The sequence below is a fragment of the Geotalea uraniireducens Rf4 genome (genome assembly GCF_000016745.1).
Classification (GTDB): Bacteria; Desulfobacterota; Desulfuromonadia; order Geobacterales; family Geobacteraceae; genus Geotalea; species Geotalea uraniireducens.
In genome coordinates, this window is the sequence record NC_009483.1 from 3,333,127 (window position 1) to 3,357,893 (window position 24,767).

At 49.4% G+C, this 24,767-nt stretch carries 23 protein-coding genes and 2 pseudogenes; 19 read left to right on the forward strand and 6 right to left on the reverse strand.

The window, feature by feature from the left end:
* The first annotated feature begins 96 nt into the window (after positions 1-96).
* Complete coding sequence (locus GURA_RS14610) at positions 97-936, forward strand: tyrosine-type recombinase/integrase (RefSeq protein WP_011939718.1); 840 nt, start codon at positions 97-99, stop codon at positions 934-936.
* A gap of 2 nt (positions 937-938) precedes the next feature.
* Positions 939-1,484: pseudogene (locus tag GURA_RS14615) on the forward strand (IS91 family transposase); the annotation flags it as partial.
* Between the two features lie 68 nt (positions 1,485-1,552).
* Here GURA_RS14615 and istB read toward each other — a convergent pair.
* Positions 1,553-2,290 carry an IS21-like element ISGur15 family helper ATPase IstB gene (gene istB / locus GURA_RS14620; protein ID WP_011939720.1) on the reverse strand — a complete coding sequence of 246 codons (738 nt, stop codon included), beginning with the start codon at positions 2,288-2,290 and terminating at the stop codon, positions 1,553-1,555.
* Entirely contained in the window at positions 2,277-3,797 is a 1,521-nt protein-coding gene (gene istA / locus GURA_RS14625) for an IS21-like element ISGur15 family transposase (protein ID WP_011939721.1), read from the reverse strand. Before istA ends, istB begins: the two co-directional genes overlap by 14 nt.
* Before the next feature lie 117 nt (positions 3,798-3,914).
* On the opposite strand from istA, the pseudogene GURA_RS14630 reads away from it, so the two are divergent.
* The 11 genes and pseudogenes from GURA_RS14630 to GURA_RS14680 form a co-directional block, all read left to right on the forward strand.
* Positions 3,915-4,493 (forward strand): annotated as a pseudogene (locus GURA_RS14630) (IS91 family transposase); the annotation flags it as partial.
* A gap of 318 nt (positions 4,494-4,811) precedes the next feature.
* Positions 4,812-5,432, forward strand: a complete 621-nt coding sequence (locus GURA_RS14635; RefSeq protein ID WP_011939723.1) for a hypothetical protein — start codon at positions 4,812-4,814, stop codon at positions 5,430-5,432.
* A gap of 62 nt (positions 5,433-5,494) precedes the next feature.
* Complete coding sequence (locus GURA_RS14640) at positions 5,495-6,061, forward strand: DEAD/DEAH box helicase (protein ID WP_083764910.1); 567 nt, start codon at positions 5,495-5,497, stop codon at positions 6,059-6,061.
* A gap of 60 nt (positions 6,062-6,121) precedes the next feature.
* Positions 6,122-7,363, forward strand: a complete 1,242-nt coding sequence (locus GURA_RS14645) for an ISL3-like element ISGur7 family transposase (RefSeq protein WP_011937500.1) — start codon at positions 6,122-6,124, stop codon at positions 7,361-7,363.
* A 51-nt stretch (positions 7,364-7,414) separates the two neighbouring features.
* Positions 7,415-8,929 carry a DEAD/DEAH box helicase gene (locus GURA_RS14650; RefSeq protein WP_041245476.1) on the forward strand — a complete coding sequence of 505 codons (1,515 nt, stop codon included), beginning with the start codon at positions 7,415-7,417 and terminating at the stop codon, positions 8,927-8,929.
* A 166-nt stretch (positions 8,930-9,095) separates the two neighbouring features.
* Positions 9,096-9,722 (forward strand): DUF2569 family protein, encoded by a 627-nt coding sequence (locus GURA_RS22940; RefSeq protein ID WP_011939724.1) that lies wholly within the window; start codon positions 9,096-9,098, stop codon positions 9,720-9,722.
* Between the two features lie 36 nt (positions 9,723-9,758).
* Complete coding sequence (locus GURA_RS14660; RefSeq protein WP_011939725.1) at positions 9,759-10,109, forward strand: hypothetical protein; 351 nt, start codon at positions 9,759-9,761, stop codon at positions 10,107-10,109.
* Between the two features lie 203 nt (positions 10,110-10,312).
* Positions 10,313-11,632 carry a HEPN/Toprim-associated domain-containing protein gene (locus GURA_RS14665; RefSeq protein WP_011939726.1) on the forward strand — a complete coding sequence of 440 codons (1,320 nt, stop codon included), beginning with the start codon at positions 10,313-10,315 and terminating at the stop codon, positions 11,630-11,632.
* 249 nt (positions 11,633-11,881) lie between these two features.
* The gene (locus GURA_RS22945) at positions 11,882-12,502 is read left to right on the forward strand and encodes a competence protein CoiA family protein (RefSeq protein WP_049818929.1); all 621 of its coding nucleotides are present in this window, start codon (positions 11,882-11,884) and stop codon (positions 12,500-12,502) included.
* A 262-nt stretch (positions 12,503-12,764) separates the two neighbouring features.
* Positions 12,765-13,979, forward strand: a complete 1,215-nt coding sequence (locus GURA_RS14675; protein ID WP_011937189.1) for an IS256 family transposase — start codon at positions 12,765-12,767, stop codon at positions 13,977-13,979.
* A gap of 149 nt (positions 13,980-14,128) precedes the next feature.
* Positions 14,129-14,425 carry a transposase gene (locus tag GURA_RS14680; RefSeq protein WP_011939728.1) on the forward strand — a complete coding sequence of 99 codons (297 nt, stop codon included), beginning with the start codon at positions 14,129-14,131 and terminating at the stop codon, positions 14,423-14,425.
* 208 nt (positions 14,426-14,633) lie between these two features.
* Here GURA_RS14680 and GURA_RS14685 read toward each other — a convergent pair whose 3' ends face one another.
* Positions 14,634-15,809 carry an IS4-like element ISGur4 family transposase gene (locus GURA_RS14685; protein WP_011937084.1) on the reverse strand — a complete coding sequence of 392 codons (1,176 nt, stop codon included), beginning with the start codon at positions 15,807-15,809 and terminating at the stop codon, positions 14,634-14,636.
* A 153-nt stretch (positions 15,810-15,962) separates the two neighbouring features.
* Here GURA_RS14685 and GURA_RS14690 point away from each other — a divergent pair, with 153 nt between their 5' ends.
* Positions 15,963-16,691: a transposase gene (locus GURA_RS14690; RefSeq protein ID WP_011939729.1), complete on the forward strand. Its 729-nt coding sequence runs from the start codon at positions 15,963-15,965 to the stop codon at positions 16,689-16,691.
* A gap of 184 nt (positions 16,692-16,875) precedes the next feature.
* Here the strand turns inward: GURA_RS14690 and GURA_RS14695 are convergent, their stop codons facing one another.
* Positions 16,876-17,379, reverse strand: a complete 504-nt coding sequence (locus GURA_RS14695; RefSeq protein ID WP_011939730.1) for a hypothetical protein — start codon at positions 17,377-17,379, stop codon at positions 16,876-16,878.
* A gap of 454 nt (positions 17,380-17,833) precedes the next feature.
* Here GURA_RS14695 and GURA_RS14700 point away from each other — a divergent pair, with 454 nt between their 5' ends.
* The 3 genes from GURA_RS14700 (at position 17,834) to GURA_RS14710 (ending at position 22,012) form a co-directional block, all read left to right on the forward strand.
* On the forward strand, positions 17,834-19,000 hold the full coding sequence (locus GURA_RS14700; RefSeq protein WP_011939731.1) for an alkaline phosphatase: 1,167 nt from the start codon (positions 17,834-17,836) through the stop codon (positions 18,998-19,000).
* A gap of 46 nt (positions 19,001-19,046) precedes the next feature.
* On the forward strand, positions 19,047-20,567 hold the full coding sequence (locus GURA_RS22950; protein WP_198134477.1) for an Lcl domain-containing protein: 1,521 nt from the start codon (positions 19,047-19,049) through the stop codon (positions 20,565-20,567).
* A 149-nt stretch (positions 20,568-20,716) separates the two neighbouring features.
* A complete protein-coding gene (locus GURA_RS14710; protein WP_011939733.1) occupies positions 20,717-22,012 on the forward strand; it encodes a C45 family autoproteolytic acyltransferase/hydolase in 1,296 nt (431 codons plus the stop codon).
* Positions 22,013-22,138: 126 nt separating this feature from the next.
* Here the strand turns inward: GURA_RS14710 and GURA_RS14715 are convergent, their stop codons facing one another.
* Positions 22,139-22,336, reverse strand: coding sequence for a hypothetical protein (locus tag GURA_RS14715; protein WP_041245478.1), 198 nt, complete (start codon positions 22,334-22,336; stop codon positions 22,139-22,141).
* Between the two features lie 132 nt (positions 22,337-22,468).
* On the opposite strand from GURA_RS14715, the gene GURA_RS14720 reads away from it, so the two are divergent.
* The gene (locus GURA_RS14720) at positions 22,469-23,104 is read left to right on the forward strand and encodes a DUF3047 domain-containing protein (RefSeq protein ID WP_011939734.1); all 636 of its coding nucleotides are present in this window, start codon (positions 22,469-22,471) and stop codon (positions 23,102-23,104) included.
* 32 nt (positions 23,105-23,136) lie between these two features.
* Here GURA_RS14720 and GURA_RS14725 read toward each other — a convergent pair whose 3' ends face one another.
* The gene (locus GURA_RS14725; protein WP_011939735.1) at positions 23,137-23,484 is read right to left on the reverse strand and encodes a YtxH domain-containing protein; all 348 of its coding nucleotides are present in this window, start codon (positions 23,482-23,484) and stop codon (positions 23,137-23,139) included.
* Positions 23,485-23,635: 151 nt separating this feature from the next.
* Between GURA_RS14725 and GURA_RS14730 the strand changes: the two genes are divergently transcribed.
* A complete protein-coding gene (locus GURA_RS14730; protein WP_011939736.1) occupies positions 23,636-24,739 on the forward strand; it encodes an NAD(P)-binding domain-containing protein in 1,104 nt (367 codons plus the stop codon).
* The last annotated feature ends 28 nt before the right edge of the window (positions 24,740-24,767 follow it).

Here is a 24,767-nt window from a genome sequence, read left to right on the forward strand (position 1 = left end):
TGAGGCTGCCTTTTTTTATTGCCAAATCGAGACTACTCCTTTCATCGTACGTTTCACGGCCTGAGGGCCGAAAAACCAAGAAAAGGAGAAACAATCATGACTGACTTGCGACGAAGGATGATGGAAGATCTGCAACTTGCCGGGTACAGTGCGAGGACGCAGAAGAGCTACCTCGATGCAGTACGGGGACTGGCCAAGTATTACATGCGCTCCCCTGACCTGCTGTCGGAAGACGATGTACGCGGTTTCTTCCTGCACCTGCTCAAAGTGCGCAAAGCCGCCCGGAGCACCTTCACCATTTACCTGAGCGGTATCAAGTTCTTCTTTGAAACAACATTGCAGCGCAAGTGGAGTGTCTTTGGCATTACCAAACCGGCCAAGAGCAAACGGCTGCCGGTCGTGCTCTCCCGGAAAGAGGTCAGAACCTTACTTAAGAGCATCAAGAACCCAAGAGTAAAGATGGCGCTCACCATCATCTATGCCTGCGGCCTGCGGCTCTCCGAAGGGGCACGGCTCAAGGTAAAGGACATCGACAGCGGCAGAAAGCTCCTCTGGGTGCGGGACGGCAAAGGCATGAAAGACCGCTGTGTCCCCTTACCCAAAAGGCCACTGGAGCTACTGCAGACACACTATCGGCTTTTTGGCGCAGGTTCAGAGTATCTCTTCCCCTCCGGGGATGGCCACATCAACATCTGCACCATCCAGACCGCCTTCAGGGTAGCGGTAAGAAAAAGCGACATCGGCAAGACGGCCACCGTCCACACCCTGCGACATTCCTACGCCACCCATCTTCTGGAAAACGGCGAGGACAGTGCCACCCTCAAGGAGATCCTCGGTCATAGCAGCATCACCACCACCAACATCTATCTCCACATGACGGAGATGCTCACCGGCCGCCTCGGCAAGAGCCTGAACGAGCTGATGAGCGATCTTTAGCCGTGGTCACGCTGGCTGATATCGTCACTGTTCATGGCGGCGACTATCTGCAGGAGTTCGGCACAAGGATACTCCCCAGCCACAAAAGGGCACTGGCAGATATTGTCGCCTGCCGCACCGAAAGCATGGGAGGACACGTCGATGAGTGTGAAGATTGCGGCCATCAACAATACCTCTACCACTCCTGCAAAAACAGAAGCTGCCCCAAGTGCCACGGCAGTGAGACCAGAATCTGGCTGACCAAGAGAGAAGGCGAACTCCTGCCGGTACGCTACTTTCATCTGGTCTTCACCCTTCCGTCAGAACTGCGGGACCCGGTACGCAAACACCAGAAGGTACTCTACGCCATCCTCATGCAGGCAGCAGTGGAAACCCTCACCGCAATCGGACTCGATCCCAAGTTCGTCGGCGGCAAACTCGGCATCCTCGCCGTCCTGCATACCTGGACAAGAGCTCTGGAGCACCATCCCCACGTGCATATGCTGGTCCCCGCCGGCGGACTTGATAAAGACGGCCAATGGCGGGAGTCCCGCAAGAAGTACCTCGTGCTGTCAATCGGCTTTGAATTTTGACCCACCATCGGCGTCCAATTTTGACCCACCCCAGGTAGTAGTTTTCAGTTATTGATCCTCGTTCTGATTCTCCAGCTTTCGTTTCCGGTTTCGATTATCTCGCAGTGATGCGTGACCCTGTCCAGGAGAGCTGTCGTCATCTTGCCATCGCTGAACACCTGCGGCCATTCACCGAAGGTCAGGTTTGTGGTGATGATGAGCGACGTCCTCTCGTAGAGCTTCGAGATCAGGTGGAACAGAAGCTGGCCGCCATTCTTGGAGAACGGCAGGTATCCCAGTTCATCAAGTATGACCAGGTCATGCCTGACCAGGTGTTCCGCCAGTTTACCACCTCTGTTGTCCAGTTTCTCCTGCTCAAGCTGGTTTACCAGATCCAGTACGTTGAAGAACCTGGCTTTCCTTCCGTTTCTGATGCTCTGCTTGGCAATCGCTATGGCCAGGTGTGTTTTGCCGGTACCGGTGCCACCGACCATGATGATGTTGGTGTGATCAGCGAGAAAGTTACCACTGTAAAGGTGCCTCACCTGCATCTCATTGACCGGTGAGGCCGTAAATTCAAACCGGTCCAGATCCTTATCCACGGGGAACTTCGCCAAGCCCATGCGATAGCGGATGCTTCTAGCCTTGCGCTCTGCCATCTCCGTTTCCAGAAGATCACAGAGGATCTTCTCCGGAGTGGCCCGGCTTTTTATGCCTGCCGCCAGTAGCTCGTCGAAGGTGGCCTTCATGCCGTACAGCCCAAGTGTTTCCATCGCCTCCATCAGGCGGTCACGCAGTACCATGCGCACCTCCCGAGAGGAGGCGGTCATAGCGGTAACAATCAACCACCGGGACCAGCTTGAGAAGCGGCAGTTGTGCTGACAGTTTCACTGGTTCCGGTTGCGGCTCGTCGTGTGTGCGGGACAGGATGCTGAGGATGACATCACTGCTGACCGTTTTATCGGAGAGAGCCTGCGTACAGGCAGTGGCTACTGCTTCCAGTCCGTAGCGGCTGACGACAGAGAGGATGCCGACGAACTGGCGGTCACCACCAGAACGTCCTTCCAATATTGTCCTGACTTCGCTCATAGCTTCCGGCAGATCCCATCGTTTGAAGGGCGCTCCGTTTCGTAATGCTCCCGGCTTCTGCTCCAGAACAGCCAGATAGTGCCAGGGATCATAGATGACTTTGTCACGGCCAAGATTGCGCTGGTGAACGCCGACAACTGTGCCATTCAGAATCATGCTGACATGGTTGGCGTATGCCCGCACCGAGACCGATTTGCCTACGGCCATAGCATTGACGCTGTAACGGTTGCGATCAAAGCTGATCAGCAGTTGCGATGAGACACGGACAAAGCTTTCCTGGTAGCCGTCGAAAGGAGATACCGGAAGTGCCAAGAGTTTGGTCTTCTCTTCGGCAAAGACCTGGTCAATGGTTCTCTCCTTGAACTCAGGATGCTTTGCTGTGGCGGCGTGATTGCGGCATTCACCTTCCAGCCATTCGTTCAGCTCCTCAAGGGAGGCAAAGCGTCGGCGCTGAACGAAGAAGCGGTGCCGGACCACGCCAACCTGATTCTCCACCTGTCCCTTCTCCCAGCCGGCGGCAGGGGTACAGGCCACCGGTTCGAACAGGTAGTGGGAGGCCAGGTTCTGGAAGCGCCGGTTGAAGACCCGGTCCTTGCCCATCAGTACCTTGGTGACAACCGTTTTAAGGTTGTCGTAGATGCCGCGTTTGCAGATACCGCCAAAGAATTCGAAAGCGCGGGAATGGGCATCAAGGACCATCTCCAAACTCTCACGGGTATACGCGACACAGAACGGCTTGCGGCTGTGGCACAGACGGAAATGGGATACCTTCACTTCTACCGGCATACCACCCAGCTCCACCTTCTCATAACTCCAGTCGAACTGGAAGGCGTCACCGGGTTCCCATTCGAGAGGGATGAAGGCTTTGACTAAAGCCGTGCCATCGTCTTCCTTCCAAGTGCCCACATAACGACGTACAGCATCATAGCCTCCGGTATACCCTTCCCGCTGCAACTGCTCAAAAAGAATCTGGGCGCGACGACGATGTTTAACGGGTTTATCACGATCTTCCTTCAACCATTCTGACAGCCGTTCAACAAAAGAGCCGAGCTTGGGGCGGGGCTGTTCACTCCGCTCATACTTTTGGTCGGTTATGCCGCTACGGATAATGGATCGGACGGTGTTGCGGGACAGGTTGAACTCGCGGGTTATCTCACGAATTCCCTTGCCGTCTCTAAAATGAGCCTGACGGACTTTACGGATGGTTTCCACGTTCAGCATCTCCTTTGTTTCTCCTCTCTCTGATGAAATCAGAGAGTATGGAGCAGAGTGCTGGGGTGGGTCAATTTTGGACGCCGATTATGCTCGAAAGTGGGTCATTATTGCACGCCGATCCACATCGTGCCGGTGAAAGCCCTGTCAAAGGGCTTTCGCTACCGGTTCATGAAGATGGCCAGAAAAGCACTTCCCGAGGTGATCTTTCCTGGGCAAGTCTGGGACAAGGAGTGGGTGGTCTTCTGCAAACCGACCTTCAACCGGGCAAAAAAGGTGTTCCATTACCTTGGCAGATACGTCCACCGCATCGCCATTACCAATAACCGTATTCTTGCCCTGGATAACGGTCAGGTCGTCTTCCGCTACCAGAATTCCGACACCAGAGAGTGGAAGAATATGCGGCTACCGGTAAAGGAGTTCCTGCGTCGCTACCTGCAGCACGTCCTGCCGCAGGGGTTTCACAAGGTCCGCTACTACGGACTTTTAAGTCCAGGAAATAGAGTAACCCTGAAACGGTTGCAGCTCCTGCTTGCAGAGAGAAGAAAGACAAAAGAAGAAAAGAACGAAGAGACTTCTCCGCCACCGGCAGAGCGCCGCTGTCCCTGCTGTGAAGAGGGGACAATGGTGATAATCAGCTGGCTGCCGCGTAAAGCGAGAAGCCCGCCGCAAGGAAGGGCACGGACAATAACGACAAAACAGTGAAAAGCAGCGCGGGACAAAACCGGCGCAACGCCACAACTGCGCCCGAAGTTGGCAAAAATTGTAAAGTCCGATGGTTAAACAAGGCAGGGAATCAGAGAAATTCTGATAAATGAGACAATCAACAACAATTCTTTATTGAATTGCCCTCATAAAACCCGTATTATCCACGCACCCAAAGACAAAAATCGGTATAAAAATCCAGATAGCACGTGCACAGGCCCGAAGACGGTTTAGTCCAACACGACTCTATGCGGCGGCTCCGCTTCGCTACGCACCGCATAAAGTCTTATTCGTTATGTCAGGAGAGAAAGAAAAGAAATGTCTGAATATGAAGATTTCGTCAAAGATTTCCCTAAACGTTGTCAAGAGCTTTTAAACTTGGCAGAACGCCCTGCTTTAGACGCGGGCAGAGAAGTAACCTTGATGCTTATGGTGGCGGCGACTGCCCTATTTATTCCATTTGAGCGGCTGAAACCCGAAGGACGACAAGATCATCCGTCTAAGGACAAAGAGCGATTCCCACAGGCCGCTACTGAATTAAAAACATTACTCGAAAAACCTTTTACCGCGTCTGATCTTTTTGACAAAGAAGCAAAGTCATGGGCCACAGGTAGACTAAAGTCATTAGATGGGGCACCCGACGATTGGCCTGAGCTTCAGAGGTTAAAGCCAATATCTAGCGAAAAGAAAGTAAATTCGATTTTTAAGACAATACGAAATTCTTTGGCACATGGGAACCTGTATACAAGAGGTGGTAGTGAAATAAAATCTATCATATTTATATCAACCATTGAGGATAGAGATAAGATCATCGGATTTCAGTTTGTCAGTGTATCTCCAGCTGATTTTAGATTATTTCTAACGCGTTGGTTCGAATTTTTAGATAAATTCCACATCGATCAGAAATGTGCTTTTAACGTAGTAATAAAATCTACGTAACCATTGATGCGATGGTTGGTATTATTTTCACAGGCAATAATAAATTTATTGGAGTGCATTAAATGTTTCCGTTATCAGTTGGTGATTGGGGTAAGCATAGAACTCAAGGAAAAGTTTTAATTTCTGCCGTTAATCGATATGAAGTTTATTTTGATACTACTGGCGGAGATACAATTAGAATTTCAATGGAGCGAGCAATAGAAATGATTACTCCTCTAGGAATTGAAACTATTGATAAGAGGGGAAATATAAAAGCCAATGAGATTGAAGTTGATAATACTCTTAATTATCAAGAACATAAGCGTATGCAAGTGCCCATTCGTGAGTGGAGTAGCAGGCCATATCAAACTGAAGCACTTAAATCACTAAGCAGTGCTTTTAATAAATATAACCAAGTCATCCTTGCCCTTCCAACTGGTAGTGGTAAGACGTTTGTTGCCGCAAAATGGATTTGCGATCATATAATTAATTGCGGAGGTAAAGTTATTTGGGTTGCTCATAGAACTGAACTTCTTGATCAAGCCTATGCAACTTTTTTGAAATTACTGCCCCCGCATTTATCTTCTGAAATTACTTGGTGGGCCGGGGGAAGAGAGAAGAATCGGCTCCTCGACGAATTGAGTGGGTAGCCTGGGCCGGGTTGATGTAAGATAGGCCACCATCACTCAGCCTGGAGGTTAGTAATCGCTATGAATCCTGAAGATCTTTTTGGTGCTGCTCTTGGAATTGCCATCCCGTGGAAGGTTACCTCTGTTGACTTCAACAAGAAGTCAAGTCGTTTGGACATAACCATCGACTTCCAGCGGGGAGCCACCTTTCCCTGTCCGGTCTGCGGAACGTTGTCACCAGTCCATGACACCACGGAGAAAGAGTGGCGGCATCTGAATTTCTTCCAGTACGAAGCCTACCTTCATGCGCGTGTTCCACGGGTAAAGTGCCCTAACAGCGACTGCGGCGTGAAGTTGGTCCAGGTACCCTGGGCTCGCGCAGGCTCAGGATTTACGCTGCTGTTTGAGGCCCTGGCCATGACCATGGCTCGTGATTTGCCGGTGAAGGTCATGAGCAGGCTGTTTGCCGTTACCGATACCCGTCTATGGCGGTTGATTCAATCCTATGTCGAGAAGACAAGGGCCGCAGAAGACTTCTCCGAGGTGAAGAGGGTCGGTGCGGATGAAACCTTTGCCGGGCGCAGTCATGACGAGAAATTCGTCACCTTCTTCTTCGACCTCGACATGCATAAGCTCTTGTTCGGCACGACGGGAAAGGACAACGAAACAGTCAAGAGCTTCGTCGCGGACCTTAAGTCACATGGCGGCGATCCTGATAGCATCACAGACGCTGCTATTGACATGTCCAAGGCATTCATAAAGGGTGTCAAAGAGCAGTTGCCCCATGCCGTGGTCACCTTCGATAAATTCCACGTCATCAAGCTTATGAACGATAAGCTTAGTAAGATAAGGGCTCAAGAAGCCAGGTTATTTCCTGAAATCCTGAAAAAGAGCAGAAACCTGTTCCTCAAAAATCCAGAGAACCTGACACCGGAAGAGGAACAGCGCCTGGATGCCATTATCACCAGTCAAAGCTTAAGGAGTACGGAAGCTTACATGCACAAGCTGAACCTTCAGAACGTCTATTTTGCTTCAAGCCGAACGGAGGCAGAAACCCTGTTGACCAAATGGCATCGGAAAGCCGCCGCAAGCTCAATCCAACTCATCAAGAACATGGCCGAATCTGTAAAAGAGCATTGGGATGGCATTCTGGCACATTTTGAAAGCGGCCTGACTAGCGGCTTCATTGAGGGCATCAACAGCCTAATTCAATCAGCCAAAACTCGGGCACGAGGCTATCGGAATCCTGACAACTTGATCTGCATGGCTTATCTGGTTGCAGGCAAGCTCAACCTAAAGTCGCTATTCCCTCTACCCACTTGATTCGTTGCAGAGCCGAAGAATCCTTATGGTAGGATAGTTCTCGTTTCGATCATGGCCGCAAAAACATTCCCATCTATAACAACAGATATTTTAGTCATTGATGAAGCTCACCATGAACCAGCACAGACCTATCAAGCCTTTCAGGATAAAATTGAATTCAAAAAGAATTTGGGGCTAACTGCAACACCCAAGAGACTAGATGCAAAGGTGCTAAATTACGAAGCCATTGCATATCAGAAAACCTTTATGTCTCTTGTACATGAAAAATGGCTCGCTTGCCCAGACCCTGTCTTGTCGCAAACAGGCATGGTCTTTGATCTTGATGTAAGAATGGATGATTTTAGCGAAGAATCGCTTACTTCACTTGATAACGATCCTCGCAACGATTTCATAGTTAAGCACTGGATGGACAATTCGGAAAAATATGGGAAAACATTGGTTTTTGCCCTTAATCGTGATCATGCAAGACGACTTACAGAATCTTTCAGGAAAGCAATTCCTGGGAAAATGATCGATTATATTGTTTCTGGAGAAGGTAATCTGTCAGATAGAAATACAAAGGTATCGTTATTTAGAAACGGCATGATTGATGTTTTGATAAATTGTAAAATTTTTACTGAAGGGTTTGACTGTCCTGATGTAAAAACTATTTTTCTTACAAGACCAACGTTATCTGTTTCTTTGTACCTCCAAATGATTGGTAGAGGTACAAGAATAACTCCAACAAAAACATCTTTTTACTTGGTTGATTTCCAGGATGATCTCGGTAAATTCCAAAATCAACTTATTAAACCATGGGTTTTAGGCGATGAGCTAAACAATGAATTAATTACTACTGCAAATAAGAACATTGTCGAAGATGTAGAAGTTGATCCAATATCTGATATTGATGAAGATTTACCTAACTGGTTAAAAGAGGACATAACCTTATCTCCAATAGATTTAAATTTGATCGCAGGTTATGTGATATTTAAGCATGACAGTGGCCGTGAGGATGGATTTCTTGTTCACGTCGATGATGAAGATCTGTTTTTGAATGCATGGGTTGAATTAAACAGTAAAAAAGACAATTGTTGCGCAGATGAATTAGGAATATTAGCATTAAATATGTACAAACTACTATCTACTAATAGATTGTCTCTTCAAGGATTTGTTAGTGCTGCTATTGCCCTTGCAAGTGGTAATTCCGAATACATTAAATTGAATTCTCCAAAAACATTAACTACAATTTTTGATTTTCTGAACGACATATATATTTCTCAAGAGGAAGAAAGTGACTTGAAGAAGCATTCATCAGATATTTATGCAATTATTAAATTCACTATCGATGAAATTGATGAAGGCCTATCATGGAGTCAAGTTTTTGAAAATGAAAAATACGTATTTGATAAAGCAACAAACGAACTCACCAAGAATAATCATTTACGCGGGCTTGAGTTAAAAAAGAAAATAGCTTGTATTTACAATGAGATATTAATTGATACGCATCTTCTGGAATTTGAATGGGAACGATTCTGTTTGAATATGATTAAAGATAAATTTTCATGCATTTTATATTTGCCGTGATCTCTTCCGCATTTTACAGAAAACCTGTGTACTCATCTGCACAGAGATCCTCTTAAATACTATGAACTCTATAATGCAAAAAAATCGCATAACAAACGCATGCACCTGACCACAAAACCGTCAGGTGATGCTTGCCCCGTTGGCAGTCGAACGGAAAGGAGGATAAATGTATTGCACTCAATGCGGCGCACAAGCCGTCTCAGAAGCTAAGTTTTGTGCTAAATGTGGTGAGGCTTTAGGTACAAGTTCAGTAATAACTGAACCGGAACTTCCACTTTCACTTGCATCAATGCAGAATTCAAGCCCTGCCACTGATGACGCAAAGTGTGGACCAACTGGAGTCGGTGGCTGGCTAAAGTTGCTTGTCGTTGGAATGCTGGTGCTTGGACCGTTGATGGGGGCAGGCCGAATTGAAAATGATTTCATGATGGCAGAACATCAAAATCCCAATATTACGTCATTGAATGAATGGAAAACCTTTAAAAATGCGACATGGTGGACATTTTACATAGTTGCCGCTATGAGCTTTTATGGCGGTTGGGGTTTGGCTCGGGGGCGCGACGTGTCAGTTGTAAATAGAGCCAAAGCTATCTTGTGGCTAACTGGCCCTGTTGCCTCAATTAACTTGGCAATAATTATACCATTCATAATTTTTGGTAAAACTGAAGCAGGCAATCCGCAATTTATTGGCGGATTCTTTGCGTCTGTAGTTGGAGCGATTATTTGGACGGTTTATTTGTCAAAATCGAAACGGGTTCGTAACACTTATTGCAACTCTAAACATTTTATGTAACCCCTAACTTCGGAGTACCCCCAAGTGGAGGTTAATATGAAACTGACTCAATTTTCTCAAATAGAGTACAGCCGAATTCTGGATCTAAATGGCGCTCGCAATAAAGGCTATAGTCAATCTGAGTGTGAGAATATCCTTGTGGCAGCAGGAGCAACCACCATGCAGGCAAAAAATGGTGCTTATGTCTATTTGCACCATGGGTCAAAGATTTCAGCAACTCGAAGAGCATCTCGCTCAGAATATGAGCACCTCCTAAATGATTTTGAAGGAAGAGAGAAAGAATCTAAAGAATGTATCCAGCATTTGGAAAACATGGGCTTTAGCTACGGGCAAGCAAAAACTGCAGTGTATAATTATCGTGTGAAGCACGGATTAATTGGTAAGTGAGGTGATTAGGGGAGTCCCGGAGGGATCATCCCTTGATGATAAAAAGGCGAAATCCCAACCAGGCAGTTGGACACCGGTCGGGCGGAAAGGCTGCCCGAACGGGTCAACTGCGCGGCCCGTTGGCGAAAAAAAGTCTAGGAGTCCAGGAACGTATTTCGATCAGCAGCAAAGAGTTCGTCACAGACCGTTAAGGGAGTATTTCGTTGGGAACAGAGATTGAGTTTGAAATCGGAGGGGCCAGCCTTAGCTGGAGCAAAAATTCACGCGGCATGGATCACGGTATGCTTTTCCAAGCGAAGGACCGGAAACGCCTCCACTCCGACCAGATTGACTATGATTACTTCACTGAAAATGGTCAGGATCCCGGCCTTATGGAAATGGCTCTTTGTAGGCCGCTCAAGGAGATCGTTCCTCGGATTGAACTCCTTGGTTTCACACTCAATGAGGTAGAACGCGAGTACAAGAAGTGCACTGAAAGCTGGCTTGAACAATGCCAGATGATGGCTCATGAGGTGGAAGAATTTTCAGAGCCGGATGTGATGACGTTCCAGGAGTTTTGTGCATTTGTTGCAGCGCACCCTATCCAAACTCTAGACCATTCATTTATCTCTTCATTCGATAATGCGGAAAGCGAGCGGAAAATCCAAGGCAGATTTGACGCCATGCCGGAAATACGAAGAATTCCTTATTTCCCATCAGCTATCGATAACACGTACTCTGAGCGCAGCTATTTTGCCGGCTTAGTCAATTTTATGCACCCTTACTCCACTCTCCGCCTTCTAGCGCAAAACATGTCAAACCTGAATGCGGACGTTGTGTGGCAGTATGGACCGTTGGTAGAAAATGGCTGGGCAAGCGAAAGTGAATTTATACCTGATGCTCGAAGGAACCAGACTTTTCTGATAGCAACTGAAGGCAGTTCCGATGTCCATATTATCAAGCACGCTCTGTCACTGTTGAAGCATGAAATCGCTGACTTTTTCAGGTTTATTGACGTGAGTGAGCGGCATCCATTCTCAGGTACAGGGAACTTAGTCAAGTTTGCTGAAGGGCTTGTTAAGATTGATGTGCATAATCAGGTAGTTTTTGTGCTCGACAACGACGCCGAGGGTTTCGAAGCATATCAACGCATTTCGGATATGAACCTGCCCCCTAATATGCGAGCAATGATGTTACCGACATTGGAAGAGTTCCGCGCCTTTCCAGCTCGAGGTCCGGAAGGCGTGACTAATACTGATATTAATGGACGTGCGGCCGCGATTGAGTGCTATCTGGACCTTAACCTTCATGGTTTCGAGCCGGCAAAAGTAGTGTGGACTAACTACAAGAAGGAACTCGACCTCTACCACGGTGCTTTAGAATTCAAAGATTCCTATACCAAAGCATTTTTAAAGCAGACTGCCGAAACAGTATCGGCGGGAAACTATTCGGTGCACAAACTTCAAGTTGTGCTCGACGCACTTATCGCTGAATGCTGTGCTGTCACCATAGAGGTAGGAAGAACAGGTCTAGGAGAGATATGAGGGGTCAACTATACAAATGATTTGAAGCGATGATCCCAACAAGACAGTTGGACACCGCCAGCCCGAAAAGACTGGGCTTGCGGGTCAACTGCCGAGCCGTTATGCAGAAAATAAAACTTCCAATGATTTGGCGATTTCAACTATTTCCTTGAGTTTAGAAAGTCGCTGCTTTTTGTTCCGACACTCGGAATAAAGTTCACAAATAAGAGCAAGACATTCAATTTCATGCCTTCCAGGGAAATTCGGACTATGCGTTACGCGCTCGACATCCAGAAAAGACAAATCGAACCTTCCTACTCCGGCCAGAGAGCTATTTGCCCCGGTTGCGGAGGAGAAGTTATTGGAAAGTGCGGATATATTGTTTCTGACCATTGGTCTCACCTTTCTGGGTCAGACTGCGACCCTTGGCATGAACCACTAACAAAGTGGCATCTGGAGTGGCAAAACATCCTTAAAAAATACCGAAATGCACAGATAGAGGCTGTAATTACAAAGCATGACATCTCTCATCGTGCAGACGCTGCGCTGCCAGACGGAACAATTTACGAACTGCAACATTCAGGAATCTCACCAGAGGAAATCCATGAAAGAGAACAATTTTACGGCAAAAAACTGGTATGGGTGTTTGACGCAATTGAAGCCTATGTATCCGGGCGAATTGATTTAAGAGAGAAAGAAAACGGAAACTATACTTTTCGCTGGAAGCACCCCCGAAAATCCATAGCCTATGCACAAAGGAAGGTGTTTTTAGACTTCGGACTAGGCGAATTATTTGAACTTGAGTGGATGTCAAAAGAAACTCCTTGTGGTGGCAAAGGAAAACTAATTCAGTCTGCCACGGTTGCCGATTTCACTATATTTTCTGACTAAGAATGAGATGGCATAACCAGAAAAATGCACCTGCCCTAAAACCGGCAGGTGATTTTCCGAACCGTTGGATTATTAAACTGAAATGGAATTATCTTCATGGGCGATTTCGCAAAGCAAGTACGACATAATAAAGTTCCTGGTCCAAATAAACTTAAGTTTGAACGAGCGGACTGGGAATCAATTCTGAAAAAGAATGGAGGGTGTAAAAAGGTTTGTGTAAATGGTCATTAGGGGGTACACCAAGTTACCCTAAGGAGATCACATGACTATTAACACCGACGTAATCGACGACCTGCTCAAACATTACAAGACCCCCGAAGAGATTCTAGGGGAAAACGGGCTGCTGAAGCAATTGACCAAGGCTGTTCTTCAGCGGGCGCTCCAGGCTGAAATGACACTGCATCTCGGCCACGAGAAGCATGCTTCCGTTTCCGCCAAGGGTGGCAATGCACGCAATGGCTCGTCGGCAAAGACCATCAAAGGCGATTTCGGCACCATGCCGATTGAGGTCCCTCGTGACCGGGATAGCAGCTTTGAACCAGTCATCATTCCCAAGGGCCAAACCCGGTTCGCCGAGTTCGATGATAAGATTATCTCTCTGTACTCCCGCGGGCTTACCACTCGTGAGATCCAGGGACACTTGGAGGAAATCTACGGTGTTGAGGTATCCCCCGCCCTGATTTCAATAGTGACTGAAGCAGTAGCTGAAGAGGTCAAAACCTGGCAGAACCGCCCGTTGGATGCGCTTTATCCCATCGTCTACATGGATGCCATCAGGGTCAAAGCCAGAGGCAATGGCCATGTTGTGAACAAGGCTGTCTATCTGGCCATCGGCATCAACACAGACGGCGCCAAAGAAGTTCTGGGAATGTGGGTTTCCGAGAACGAAGGTGCCAAGTTCTGGCTTCAGGTTGTTACCGAACTAAAGAACCGTGGTGTCCAGGACATCTTCATTGCCTGCGTTGACGGCCTAAAGGGGTTCCCTGAGGCCATAGAGACCGTTTTCCCGAACACTCAGGTCCAGCTTTGCATCGTCCACATGGTACGCAACTCTTTGAAATTCGTCTCGTGGAAGCAGCGTAAAGAGGTCGCTGCTGATCTGAAGGTAATCTACCAGTCGGCGACAGCAGAGCAGGCCGAAATGGAACTGACGGCATTTGAGGCGAAGTGGGATAAAACGCACCCGACTATCGGCCAGTCATGGCGCCGGAACTGGGAGCAAATCACGCCTTTTTTCGCTTATCCTGCTGATATCAGAAAGGTTATCTATACCACCAACGCCATTGAATCCCTGAATATGTCGCTCAGAAAGGTGACCAAAAACCGGGGTTCGTTTCCCAATGACGAGGCAATGCTCAAGCTACTTTATCTGGCGCTGAAAAACATCGCGAAGAAATGGACCCTGCCGATCAGGGACTGGAAGGCTGCGATGAATCGCTTTTCCATCCTTTTTGAAGACAGAATGCCAAGCTATTAAAAACCGGGAACCAAAACCATTTACACAAAACTATTGACAGGCCCAAAGAATGATATAGACGAAGAAGACATGCGTCTTGCAATTGCAGGAGGGAAAATGGGGTCAGGCTTCCAAGTTGACAAGTTGAAGAAAGGAGGTATCATTCCAGCATGGCACGTAAACCACGCATCCATCTCCCCGGTGGACTTTACCACGTCATTTTCCGGAGTAACGGCGGTCAGCCCGTTTTCCTCACTGAAGATGACCGTTACCGTTTCTACCTCCTCCTCCAGGAAGGGACTTGTCGGTTTGGCTACCGCGTTCACGCTTTCTGTCTCATGACCAATCATATCCATATCGCCTTGCAGGCCGGCGATATTCCCCTATCACGCGGCATGCACAATCTCTCATTCCGCTATACCCGCTGGATCAACTGGCGGGAAAAAAGAACCGGCCATCTTTTCTAAAGTCCTCTGGGGTCGGACCAAGCTAACATGCCGCAATTATTTATTAATGCAGCAAATTAGACCCGTTTTTCAGCCTTAAAGGCATATTTTCATGGCAAAAAAGGGCCCCTAAATAATGGCACGTGCGAACCGACATCATATTCCAGGGCAGGTGTGGCACATTACCCACCGTTGCCACAAAAAAGAATTTCTTTTCAGTAACTTCCGGTTAGGTTTTTGCACGACGTTTCTTACGTTTCAACTGTCTAATTTTGTTTGAGTTACCTTGTATTCTTGTGCGACGGCTCTGCTGTTCGGCTGCTGCTTCATTTGCAATCTGATTGCGTAATTCTCGTACCCTGCTAATGCTGACTGGCTCCTGGTGCTGCTCACGGCAATAGATGGCTAGCAGCAGATAGGTGATGAGACCACCAAGTATTTGAACCATGAGACCATATTCGCTTCTGGCAATCAGGTGATACACCTTTAGGTGGCGTTTCCACCAACCGAAGAAGGTCTCTATGTTCCAGCGCAGTTTATAAACCTGGGCCACTTCTTCAGCCGTCAGGTCGTATCTGTTGGTTGCTACCCAGTAGTCCTTGCCGTCAATACGGTAACCAACAAGGCGCAGCTCTTTCTCAGTCTGGTTTATACCTTTGGTGCCGAGAAGTACTATCTGGTCATAGAAGACAATACTGTCAGGATTTACGGCATTCTCTCTGATGACGGTTTTGTGTGTATTCTCCCTGATACGGCAGACAAAAAACTTCTCGGCGGCCTGCCACTGGTCAAAGTGATTATGAGACTGATACCCACGATCCATGACACCGGTTTCGCCTTTGTCGATGATCTTATCAACAAAGGGGCGCTCACCCTCTTTACCGTCGGTCAGGAATATCTTCCTTGGAATACCACGGTTGATATCGAAGCCGATATGGGCCTTGGCCTTCTTAGAGCCGCTTCGGTAATCTGCCCATTCCATAGATAGAACAGCATCTATCAAAGAACCGTCTATGGATACCAGATTGCCAAGGTGAGCATATTCATCGGGAAGCACTCTGCCTGCTTGCTTGACAAGATGCCCGAATACCTCGGAAAGCTGTTCAAGACCACGGTTGTTGATTGCCTCAAAGAAAGAGCTCTTTTTGATTCCCTTGGGGGGAGCAACACATTCCTTGGCGAAGTCATCCTGATCCAGCGCCTGGAGAAGTTCGCTCCCGGAAGAGAACTCTTCCAAGTGATAAAAGATCAGGGCTTTTAGCTGATCATCGAAAGTCATTTGCAACGGGCGATACCCCCTGGATTCAAGTTCATTATCTGACTTGAATCTCTCAAAAATCGGGGTAAGAAGCAATTTGAAAGCGCGTGATTTTCGTCTTTGTTTCAGTCGTTTGAACGGTCGCATATCGTAACTCCTGTAATATTGGATAGTTACGAGTGCGGACCACCGTTTTTTTACTCAAAGTCAAGCAAATAATGCGGTATAACGCTGATTTTACAACTTTTTTACATTCTCAAAGAACCTTGCAAAGACCAAACCGGACAATGCTGATTTCTTTTGAAATTCGCAAAGGATAGACGGCGCTGGCATTCCTGGCTCTTTGAAGCCAAAAAGCGTTTTGGCTTGAGGATTCTCAACTACGTGGTTACCTCGAATCATATCCACCTTTTGGTGATCGATAGTGGGCCGGATGTTATTCCAAAGAGCCTTCAACTGATTGCCGGGAGGACTGCCCAGGAGTTCAATCATCGAAAAGACCGTAAGGGAGCATTCTGGGAGGACCGTTATCATGCAACGGCTGTTGAGCGGAATGAACATCTGATTCGCTGCCTTGTTTACATCGATCTGAATATGGTTCGTGCCGGTGTGGTAAGCCATCCCGTTGAGTGGGAGATGAACGGATACAACGAGATCCAGAATCCGCCTGAACGATACGGGGTGATTGATATGTCCGGACTACGGAACCTTTGCGGATTTACAGACCCCGAGCAATTTGCAGAGCAGCATAGGCAGTGGGTTCATGAGGCAATCAACAATGGCAAAAATCAGCGGGAAAGTTGCTGGACAGAGAGCATCGCTGTTGGCAGTTCAGGTTTTATTGAAGAAACCAAGGCCAAGCTTGGCATAAAGGCGGCAGGGAGAAGGATCGCAGAACAACAGGAAGACCGGTTTGTACTAAAAGAAGAACATGCACCTTACAACGCCGGTTTTCGCAACCAAATGGGACTTCTAAGCCCAGAAAACAGCTATTTTTTGGACGTTTCTCTTTTAGATTTCGCGAGTTAGCTTGGTCCGACCCCAGGCCCCCCTCCGTTTGCCCTGACACCCTGTGTTTGCCCTGACACCCTGTGTTTGCCCTGACACCCTGTGTTTGCCATTGACCTGCCCTAACAACCCGGCAGGTCAATGGCTGGCCCGTTAGCGGAAAAAATTGAAGGGAAATATATGTCCTGGAGTGGTCTAGCATAACCTACCATTTGCCTATTAGCCTTATCTGTCTGCCGGAAGCTGATATCCATAACTGGCCATTTATCAATTCAGCTGCAATAGCCCCGGTAAGAGCACCCAAGGCATCAGCCGCAACGTCATCCCAACCGAAATGGTCATCAATTATATATTCATCCACAATCTCATTGATAATACCAGGGACCAAGCCTAACCCAGTAGAGGCCAATGTACGTTCAACCGGACCCATGTGCTCTGCGTAGTGATACAAGACAGTATCAGCTGCCAGTCCACAAACTGAACCTGTCCAGAAATGGGGGTACAGTGAAGGGTCAGTAGCAAAAGCTGGGGTGGGAAGCAACAGCAACACCAAGATAATCACATTTCTCATGCAACCTCCTTTTTGCCAGTAAAAATACTTTTCCCGCGCCACCATGAATAGACTATCATTAGAAAATAAAAGGGCAATAGAAAAACTGGCAAATCTTCGTGTATTTTCCAAAATGGAGGTAATGTGTTTAAAAACCATTACTGACTTATATATAGATAAAAGTGATATATGTTACAAACTTAATGCCTGCAATAGTCAAAATTATTAACATTTTTTTGGGTTACAGAAACATCACTGCAAAAAAATCGGAGATTTTCTACTCCTGATTTCTCCCGGCAAGCCCCAAAAAGGAACGAATCCTTTTCTGGACTTTTCCACCACTTGTAGTTTTGTTTTTCGGATTGCTGTTCAGGTACTGGGATTTCATCGTTAAGTAAGATGAAGCAAGAAGCCCAATCGGGTAGCCGGGGGTCTTAGCCCCCCAGCCCCCCTCCCGTTTTGACCCTCTTCCGTTTTCCGATGCAAATCCAGTTGGTGGGTTTTCCGATATGATTTAACATACTTTTCACTTGGTCATAACTGTACGGCAATAATGGTAAGTTACAGTGCCGCACAGTTTAATCTATTTTAACCGCAAGAAAAGGAGAACCACATGAAAAAAGCAGGTCTATTTTCAGTTTACGTGGCATCGGCAGCCATGGTGCTGCAACTGGCCGCACCGGCCGCCTCCTTGGCCAGCGCGGCAAAGAACATCATCTTCATGGTGCCTGACGGCATGGGGCTTGCCGACGTCACCGCCACACGCATTTACAAGAATGGCCTGGACGGCGCCCCTCTGAACTTTGAGACCCTGAAGTACATTGGCTACCAGCGGACATACTCTGCCAACAGCACCATCACCGATTCCGCGCCGGCAGCCTCCGCCTGGGCCTGCGGCGAGAAGTTCAACAACGGTGAGATCAGTTTCCACGGCGACGGCCGTCCCTTCAAGCCGAGCATCCTCGAACTGGCCAAGAAACAGGGGAAATCCACCGGTCTGGTCGCCACCTCCACCATCACCCACGCCACCCCGGCCGCCTTCGGTTCCCACGTGGTCTCCCGCAACTGTGAAAATGAAATCGCCCGCCAGTTTATAGAGGTGACCGGGGTCGACCTGCTGCTCGGCGGCGGCGTCGATAAGTTCAAATCGGTCAAGGCCGACAAATGTGGGACCAAAGGTGATTTTATCCAGGAAGCTCAGGACAAGGGATATGCCGTGGCTTACAGCAAAAAGGAACTGGACAAGGTGGTTACTGACGGCAGCACAAAGGTCCTCGGGCTCTTCAACGCCGCCGGCCTGACCCCTGAATACACCCGCACCCCTGGAATTTCCGAACCGCGCCTGCCGGAGATGGCCATAGCTGCGCTGAATGTCCTGGAAAAGAACAAGCACGGTTTCTTCCTTATGGTGGAAGGCTCCCAGGTGGATTGGGCCAACCACGCCAACAACTATCCCTATCAACTGGGTGAAATGCTCGCTTTTGACGAGGCAGTAAAGGTCGTCAGGGATTGGATAAGCGCCGATGAAGACCGGAAAGAAAACACCCTGCTGATCGTGGTGGCCGACCATGACACCGGCGGTTTCGCAATAAACGGTCCGCAGACGGCGCTTCTCAAGGCTGGTCAAACGGTGGAGGCGGGGTGGACAACCGGCGAGCACACCGGCGTTGACACCCTTATCTGGAGCGATGGGCCGGGGAGCAAGGCTCTGGCCAGAGCCATCGACAACACCGACATCTATGGCGTGATGGTCAAGGCCATGGCTGGCTCAAAGGAGTAGAAAACCTCGCAAAAAACATGTTGTGAAGCCTGAAAAGGGTTGCCGATTGCGGCAGCCCTTTTTTTATCGTCAGCCCCGGACGCCCACTCCACCACGTTTCACCGTCTCTGATGGTGCGGTCACCGACAACCTGACCGGACTGATCTGGCTGCAGAATGCCAACTGTTTTGGAGGCCAGACATGGGCGGCTGCGCTTGCCAGCGGCAATAATCTGGCAAGCGGCGCCTGCGGCCTGACCGACGGCTCCACTGCCGGTCAGTGGCGACTGCCGACACGGCTGGAGATGGAGAGCCTGGTGGATAGGTCAACGTACAATCCAGCGTTGCCAGACAACCATCCATTCATCAATGTCCAGGCTTTCTACTACTGGTCGTCCAGTACCTACGGCTATTTTTATACAGACTTCGCCTGGGGCGTCAATATGTACGATGGCGGCGTGAGCAACACCCTCTATAAGACGAACAGCAACTACTTTATCTGGCCCGTTCGTGGCGGACAGTTCGGTAATTCGGTCATTTCGGTTCTTCCCGCATCGATAGCTTTCGGTACCAGTAATCAGGTCGTCACTATCAGCAACACTGCCCCTGGCGGCTCCAGCAAGCTGCAAATCAATGCAATCGGACTGCGAGGGACCAACCCCAGCCAGTTCAGCATCAACCCCGGAGACGGTACCGGTGGCACCTGCGGCAGCACCACGCCGATCCTCACCCCCGGTGCCTCCTGCACCGTCACGGTCAGCTTCACCCCGTCAAGCTTAGGGACAAAGAGCGCCACCCTGCGCGTCTCCGGGAGTGACGTGAATGCCCCCAACACCGATACCCCCCTGAGCGGAACGGGATTCACCGTCACAGGTAGCGTCAGCGGCGGCAACGGCAGCATCTCCTCTGCTAACCCCACCTATGTGGCGAACGGCGCCACTGCCTCCTTCACCCTCGCACCTGCCGCCACATACCAGCCTTCTACCACCGTAAGCGGCACCTGTCCGGTCGGCTCTTTCAACGGCAATAGCTACACCACCGGCGCGATTACGTCGGACTGCACAGTCGGTTTTTCTTTCGTGAAGAACACCTATCCATTGACTATAACCTTCACTGGCACAGGCGGCGGTACAGTGGCTGTGCAGCCAAACCCGCCGGCCACCGACTGTACCGGCACGTGCAGTCAGTCTATACGCATCGGCACTGCGGTGACCCTTGCTCCCGCCGCCAACAACGGTTCATCGTTCACCGGCTGGTCCGGAGCATGCACAGGTACCGGCGTGTGCCAAGTAACCATGGACACGGCAAAGAGCGCTACAGCGACATTCACATACGCCCCGGCAAAAGTCGCCGACAATTTTTACACTACGGTTGGCGCGGCATTATTATCCGATGTTCTTGACGGCGGTACATTACAATTGCAAAGTATGGACTTAACAGAGACCATAGTGTTCAACCGTTCTGTTTCTTTCTCTCTTCAGGGCGGGTATGACCCTTTGTTCACATCTATCAACAATGCAACCGTTATACATGGCTCCATTGCAATAAGTGCCGGAACGGTGAACATCGACAACATCGTGATCATGTAGTAACGACTTGGAAATAAAGGATGAAGCCACGCAGACTGTCAAAATCGCAGCTGCCTCGTTGTTGTTTGAACACCACATGATAAACTATTAAAGCACATTAACCATGTATCCTCGATAATAGGCCCACGAATAAAAAAAGGAGATAAGCCATGTTAAGACAAACTGCTTACCGGCTCCTGGCCTGTTGTATGTTGTTCATGGTATCCGCCTGTGGCGATTCCGATTCCGGCAGCTCTTCAGCGGTGGTTGCCAACCAGGTGGTTCTCGAAAAGTCTGTCAGCGACAGTTATCAGGAGGTCAGGCACATCGTACTGCGGGGCACCAATCAGGAGATCGGCAGGGCGATTGCCCAGCTGTCCAACGACTATTACCAGGTACCCCCCATGTCATTTGATTCGCTGCAGTACAAGAACAGTAGAAACAGCTACATCCAGCAACATTTCCCGGCTTTGGCCGAGCGGCAGAAAGGTGTTGCCGCCTACTACGGCTGGGGCGACAGCGACTTGCATGACAGTAGCGCCCTCTGGTACGACATGCAGCCGGTCAACTGTTCCGCCATCTTTTTCCCCAAAACCGTCACCGCTAACGGTCATTCGTTCCAGGCTCGCAACATGGATTTCTACACGGTCGACATGTATGAGTTCTTGAACCCGGGACATCCCGGAAAAGGGAACAAGCTGTTCTCCCGCAATTTTGTCATGGAGACGTACCCGCAGGATGGGGGGTATGCGTCACTTGTGGTCGGCACCTTGGACCTGCTGAACGGGGCCTATGACGGCTTCAACGAATACGGCCTTACCATTAGCGGGCTCGTCGACCAAAATTTGGGGAGTGATCCGAAGAATCTTGTGCCCCTGGCAGATTTGGAAAGGGTAGATGGACTGAGCTACCTGCAAATGGTCAGGGTCATACTTGAGGGGGCGCGCACGGTTGCAGAGGCCAGGCAGCTTGTTTCCAATCTCAAGGTCTACTTTCCCATGGACGGCATCCATTTTCTGATCGGCGACCGTAACGGCAATGCCCTTATTCTGGAGTTTTCCGAGAAGGATCTTTCCCCCCGCTTTGTAGATCCGCCTTATCCCGGTCCAACCATCATGACCAATCATTCAGTCTTTAAAACGCCGACCATTAATACCTTCCCCACGATCGACTATACGCAATCGTATAACACCTACTATCGCTATATACGTCTGTACGATTATCTGCAGGCATCGGTTTTTCATAAGTATACGCCTGACGACGGGCTGTATGCCATGAGCCTGGTATATGGTTTCGTCGATGACGCATCTGAAGGGACGGCAAAGCCGTTGCCGCTGCGCACGGTCTGGTCGTTGGTGATGGACGTGGACGATCTGAGCATGAAGATCAAGTTTTATACCGTAGACAATAACACTTTTAAAACGCCGATCTTTACGGACACATATACCTTCAGGCTGCAGAAATAAAACCGGCATGGCAGTTGCCGCATAGAAATCAAAGAAAAGGCGTAAGATGTCTGCTAACACAGTCGCATAGACTCAGACGCGGCGTTACCATGAATAAGTGGACGGAAACGGTCTGCGAGGGGATGCCTAATAGCCGCTTTTCCCTCTTTTCTTTTTATGATGATGCTTCTGCTGTTTTTCCTGTTCACCCAGGATAAAGCCGGTCAGAGCGCCGACAGCACCCCCCAGGGTTGCCCCGACCGCCGCATTGCCGCGTGGAACGGAGCGTCGGGAGGATGCTTTTGTCCATTGTCGCGAGCTGCGGAAGCCGCTCGTTCTCGTCAATCCTCCGGGCAGCCGCTGTCATGAATCCCCTCGATAACACCCAGTGATTTCTTGCAATTTCTTAACATCTGGATTATTGTACCATCCACCAAAAGTCTTCCCCACAAAATGAACCACAACGGAGGCCACATAATGCCGATGCTGATAATCACCCTCATGCTTTTCCTGATGACAACTCCCTGTTCAGCCGCGGAAATGACCGTGGGAAAGTTCAGCACCGAAGATCTATCAGGATGGAACGACAAGCCCTTCAAGGGAAAAACCACCTACGAACTTGCCAAGAACGACGAAAAGAACGTGCTCAAGGCCCACAGCGTCAAGGCTGCGTCAGGGCTCATAAAAAAACTGAGCGTTGACAGCAAGAAGTTTCCGATTCTCCGCTGGTCATGGAAGATTGAGCATACGCTGAAAAAGGAAGACATTAAGACCAAAAAGGGTGACGACTTTGCCGCCAGGGTCTACGTGGTCTTTCCCCGCACCTTCTTCTGGCGGATGCGGGCCATCAACTACGTCTGGGCAGCCAAAATGCCGAAAGACTCTTTCGCACCGAGCCCCTACACATCCAACTCAATCATTGTCGCAGTGGAATCAGGGGATGAAAAAGTGGGAACCTGGGTCAGTGAAGAGCGGAATATTTACGAAGATTACAAGAAAATGTTCGGCGAAGAGCCGCCACTGCTCGGAGGTATCGCCATCTTGACCGATACCGACAACACCCAGGACGAAGTGACGGCATACTACGGGGATATATTTCTGCAAGGGCCGTAGGGGCGCACGTTTGCACGCCCCGGCAATTTATTTCAGCCGATCAGCTTTGCCAGCCGGCTGCGCTGTTTCTCCAACCTGTCCTGCCCCTTTTCGATGGCTTTCAGAAGGTCTTTCTTCGCCTCATAGGCCATGTCGGAGCCCTTGTCGAGGATCTCTTCAGCCTTGTCGCCGACCGTTTCGACCATATCGGAGACTTGAGCAGAGAAGTCATCCACCACACCTTCTGCTTTGTGTTTTGCCTTTTTTGCATAGCGCACTATATCCCGCCGTGTCCTCTTCCCCGACTGCGGAGCAAACAAAAGAGCTGCGCCCGCGCCGATTATTCCGCCTGCCACGAGCATAAGCGCACCAACTACGGCATTATTGTTTCTATCGTCCATTTATTACCTCCTCGATGATTTAATCACACAAATTGTACCGTAAAAACGACCAATGCCTAGTGGCGCAGGTTTTATTTTATTCTTGGCAACCTCCGTGGTATAGTTAATGTGCGTTGTATCAATTTCTGCCCTGAAAAATACGGAGTCCTCCATGAACCAGATCCTCGATGTGCTCATAGTCGGCGGCGGCCCTGCAGGAGTTGCGGCAGCATACCTTTGCCACAAGAAAGGGCTCAATTACCTGATTATCGAATCCGGCAAGGGAATCTTCCAGGGAATAGCCAACACCTACCCGGAAGGAAAGAACGTCTATCCATCCAAACCGAAGGAAAACCCGGAGCCATTTCTGGTTGAGGAACTGCGACCTCCTGACAAGCCGGTTGCCGTCGAAAAATACATCCAGTACGTACAGCACTTCGTCCAGCACGAAAACCTCGCGGTACAGACCGAAACCCAGTTTGACGACATCAAGGAAGAGCGGGAACACCTGAGCGTTCAGACATCGAGCGGCCCGATCAAGGCGCGCAAAGTGGTGCTGGCCTTCGGCAGCAGCATCCCCAAGGAGCTGTCGGTTTACGGCGACGCAAAGATGGTCGCCAAAACCCTCGATGATCCGAAAAAATACGTGGGAGTCCGCACGCTGGTCATCGGCGGCGGAAATACAGCCGCCGACGTCATCATTTCCATCATGAAGGAAAAACGCCAAGCCGGGGACATCAACCCCGTCTACTGGGCTCACATCGCCGAAACCTTCGACGTCAACAAGGAAACGGCCCAAAGGCTCGGGGAAGAGATCCTGCTCGGCGGGAATATCCGTCTCTTGCCGGGGGCAACGCCAAGGATCGGCGAAGTGGACGAAGAAGGTGTGGACCGGCTGGTAATCCGCACCAGTGAACTGAAACAGCCCGATGGCATTGAAATCTACAACGCCATGAGTTTCCCGATGAAAAACGTCATTGCCTGCATCGGCTCCCAGGGACCGCTTCCCATCTTCGACAAGATCGGCGTCCAGACCATTGCCTGTGCCGAAGGGGTCTGCCATGTGGCCAAGGAAGGGGACCGGCTGATTCTCCTCACCGCGGATTTCGAATCGACCCGCAAAGGGGTTTACGTGATCGGCGGTGCCATCTCCCCCTCCTACATGCGAATCAGCGGCGGCACCATCCAGGAGGAAAAACACCCCAACCTCATATACACTGCCATCAACGATGCCGGGCATGTGGTCGAAGCGATCCTGAAAAAAATCGGCAAATAAGCGAAGGGGGGCTCGCGCCCCCTTTTTC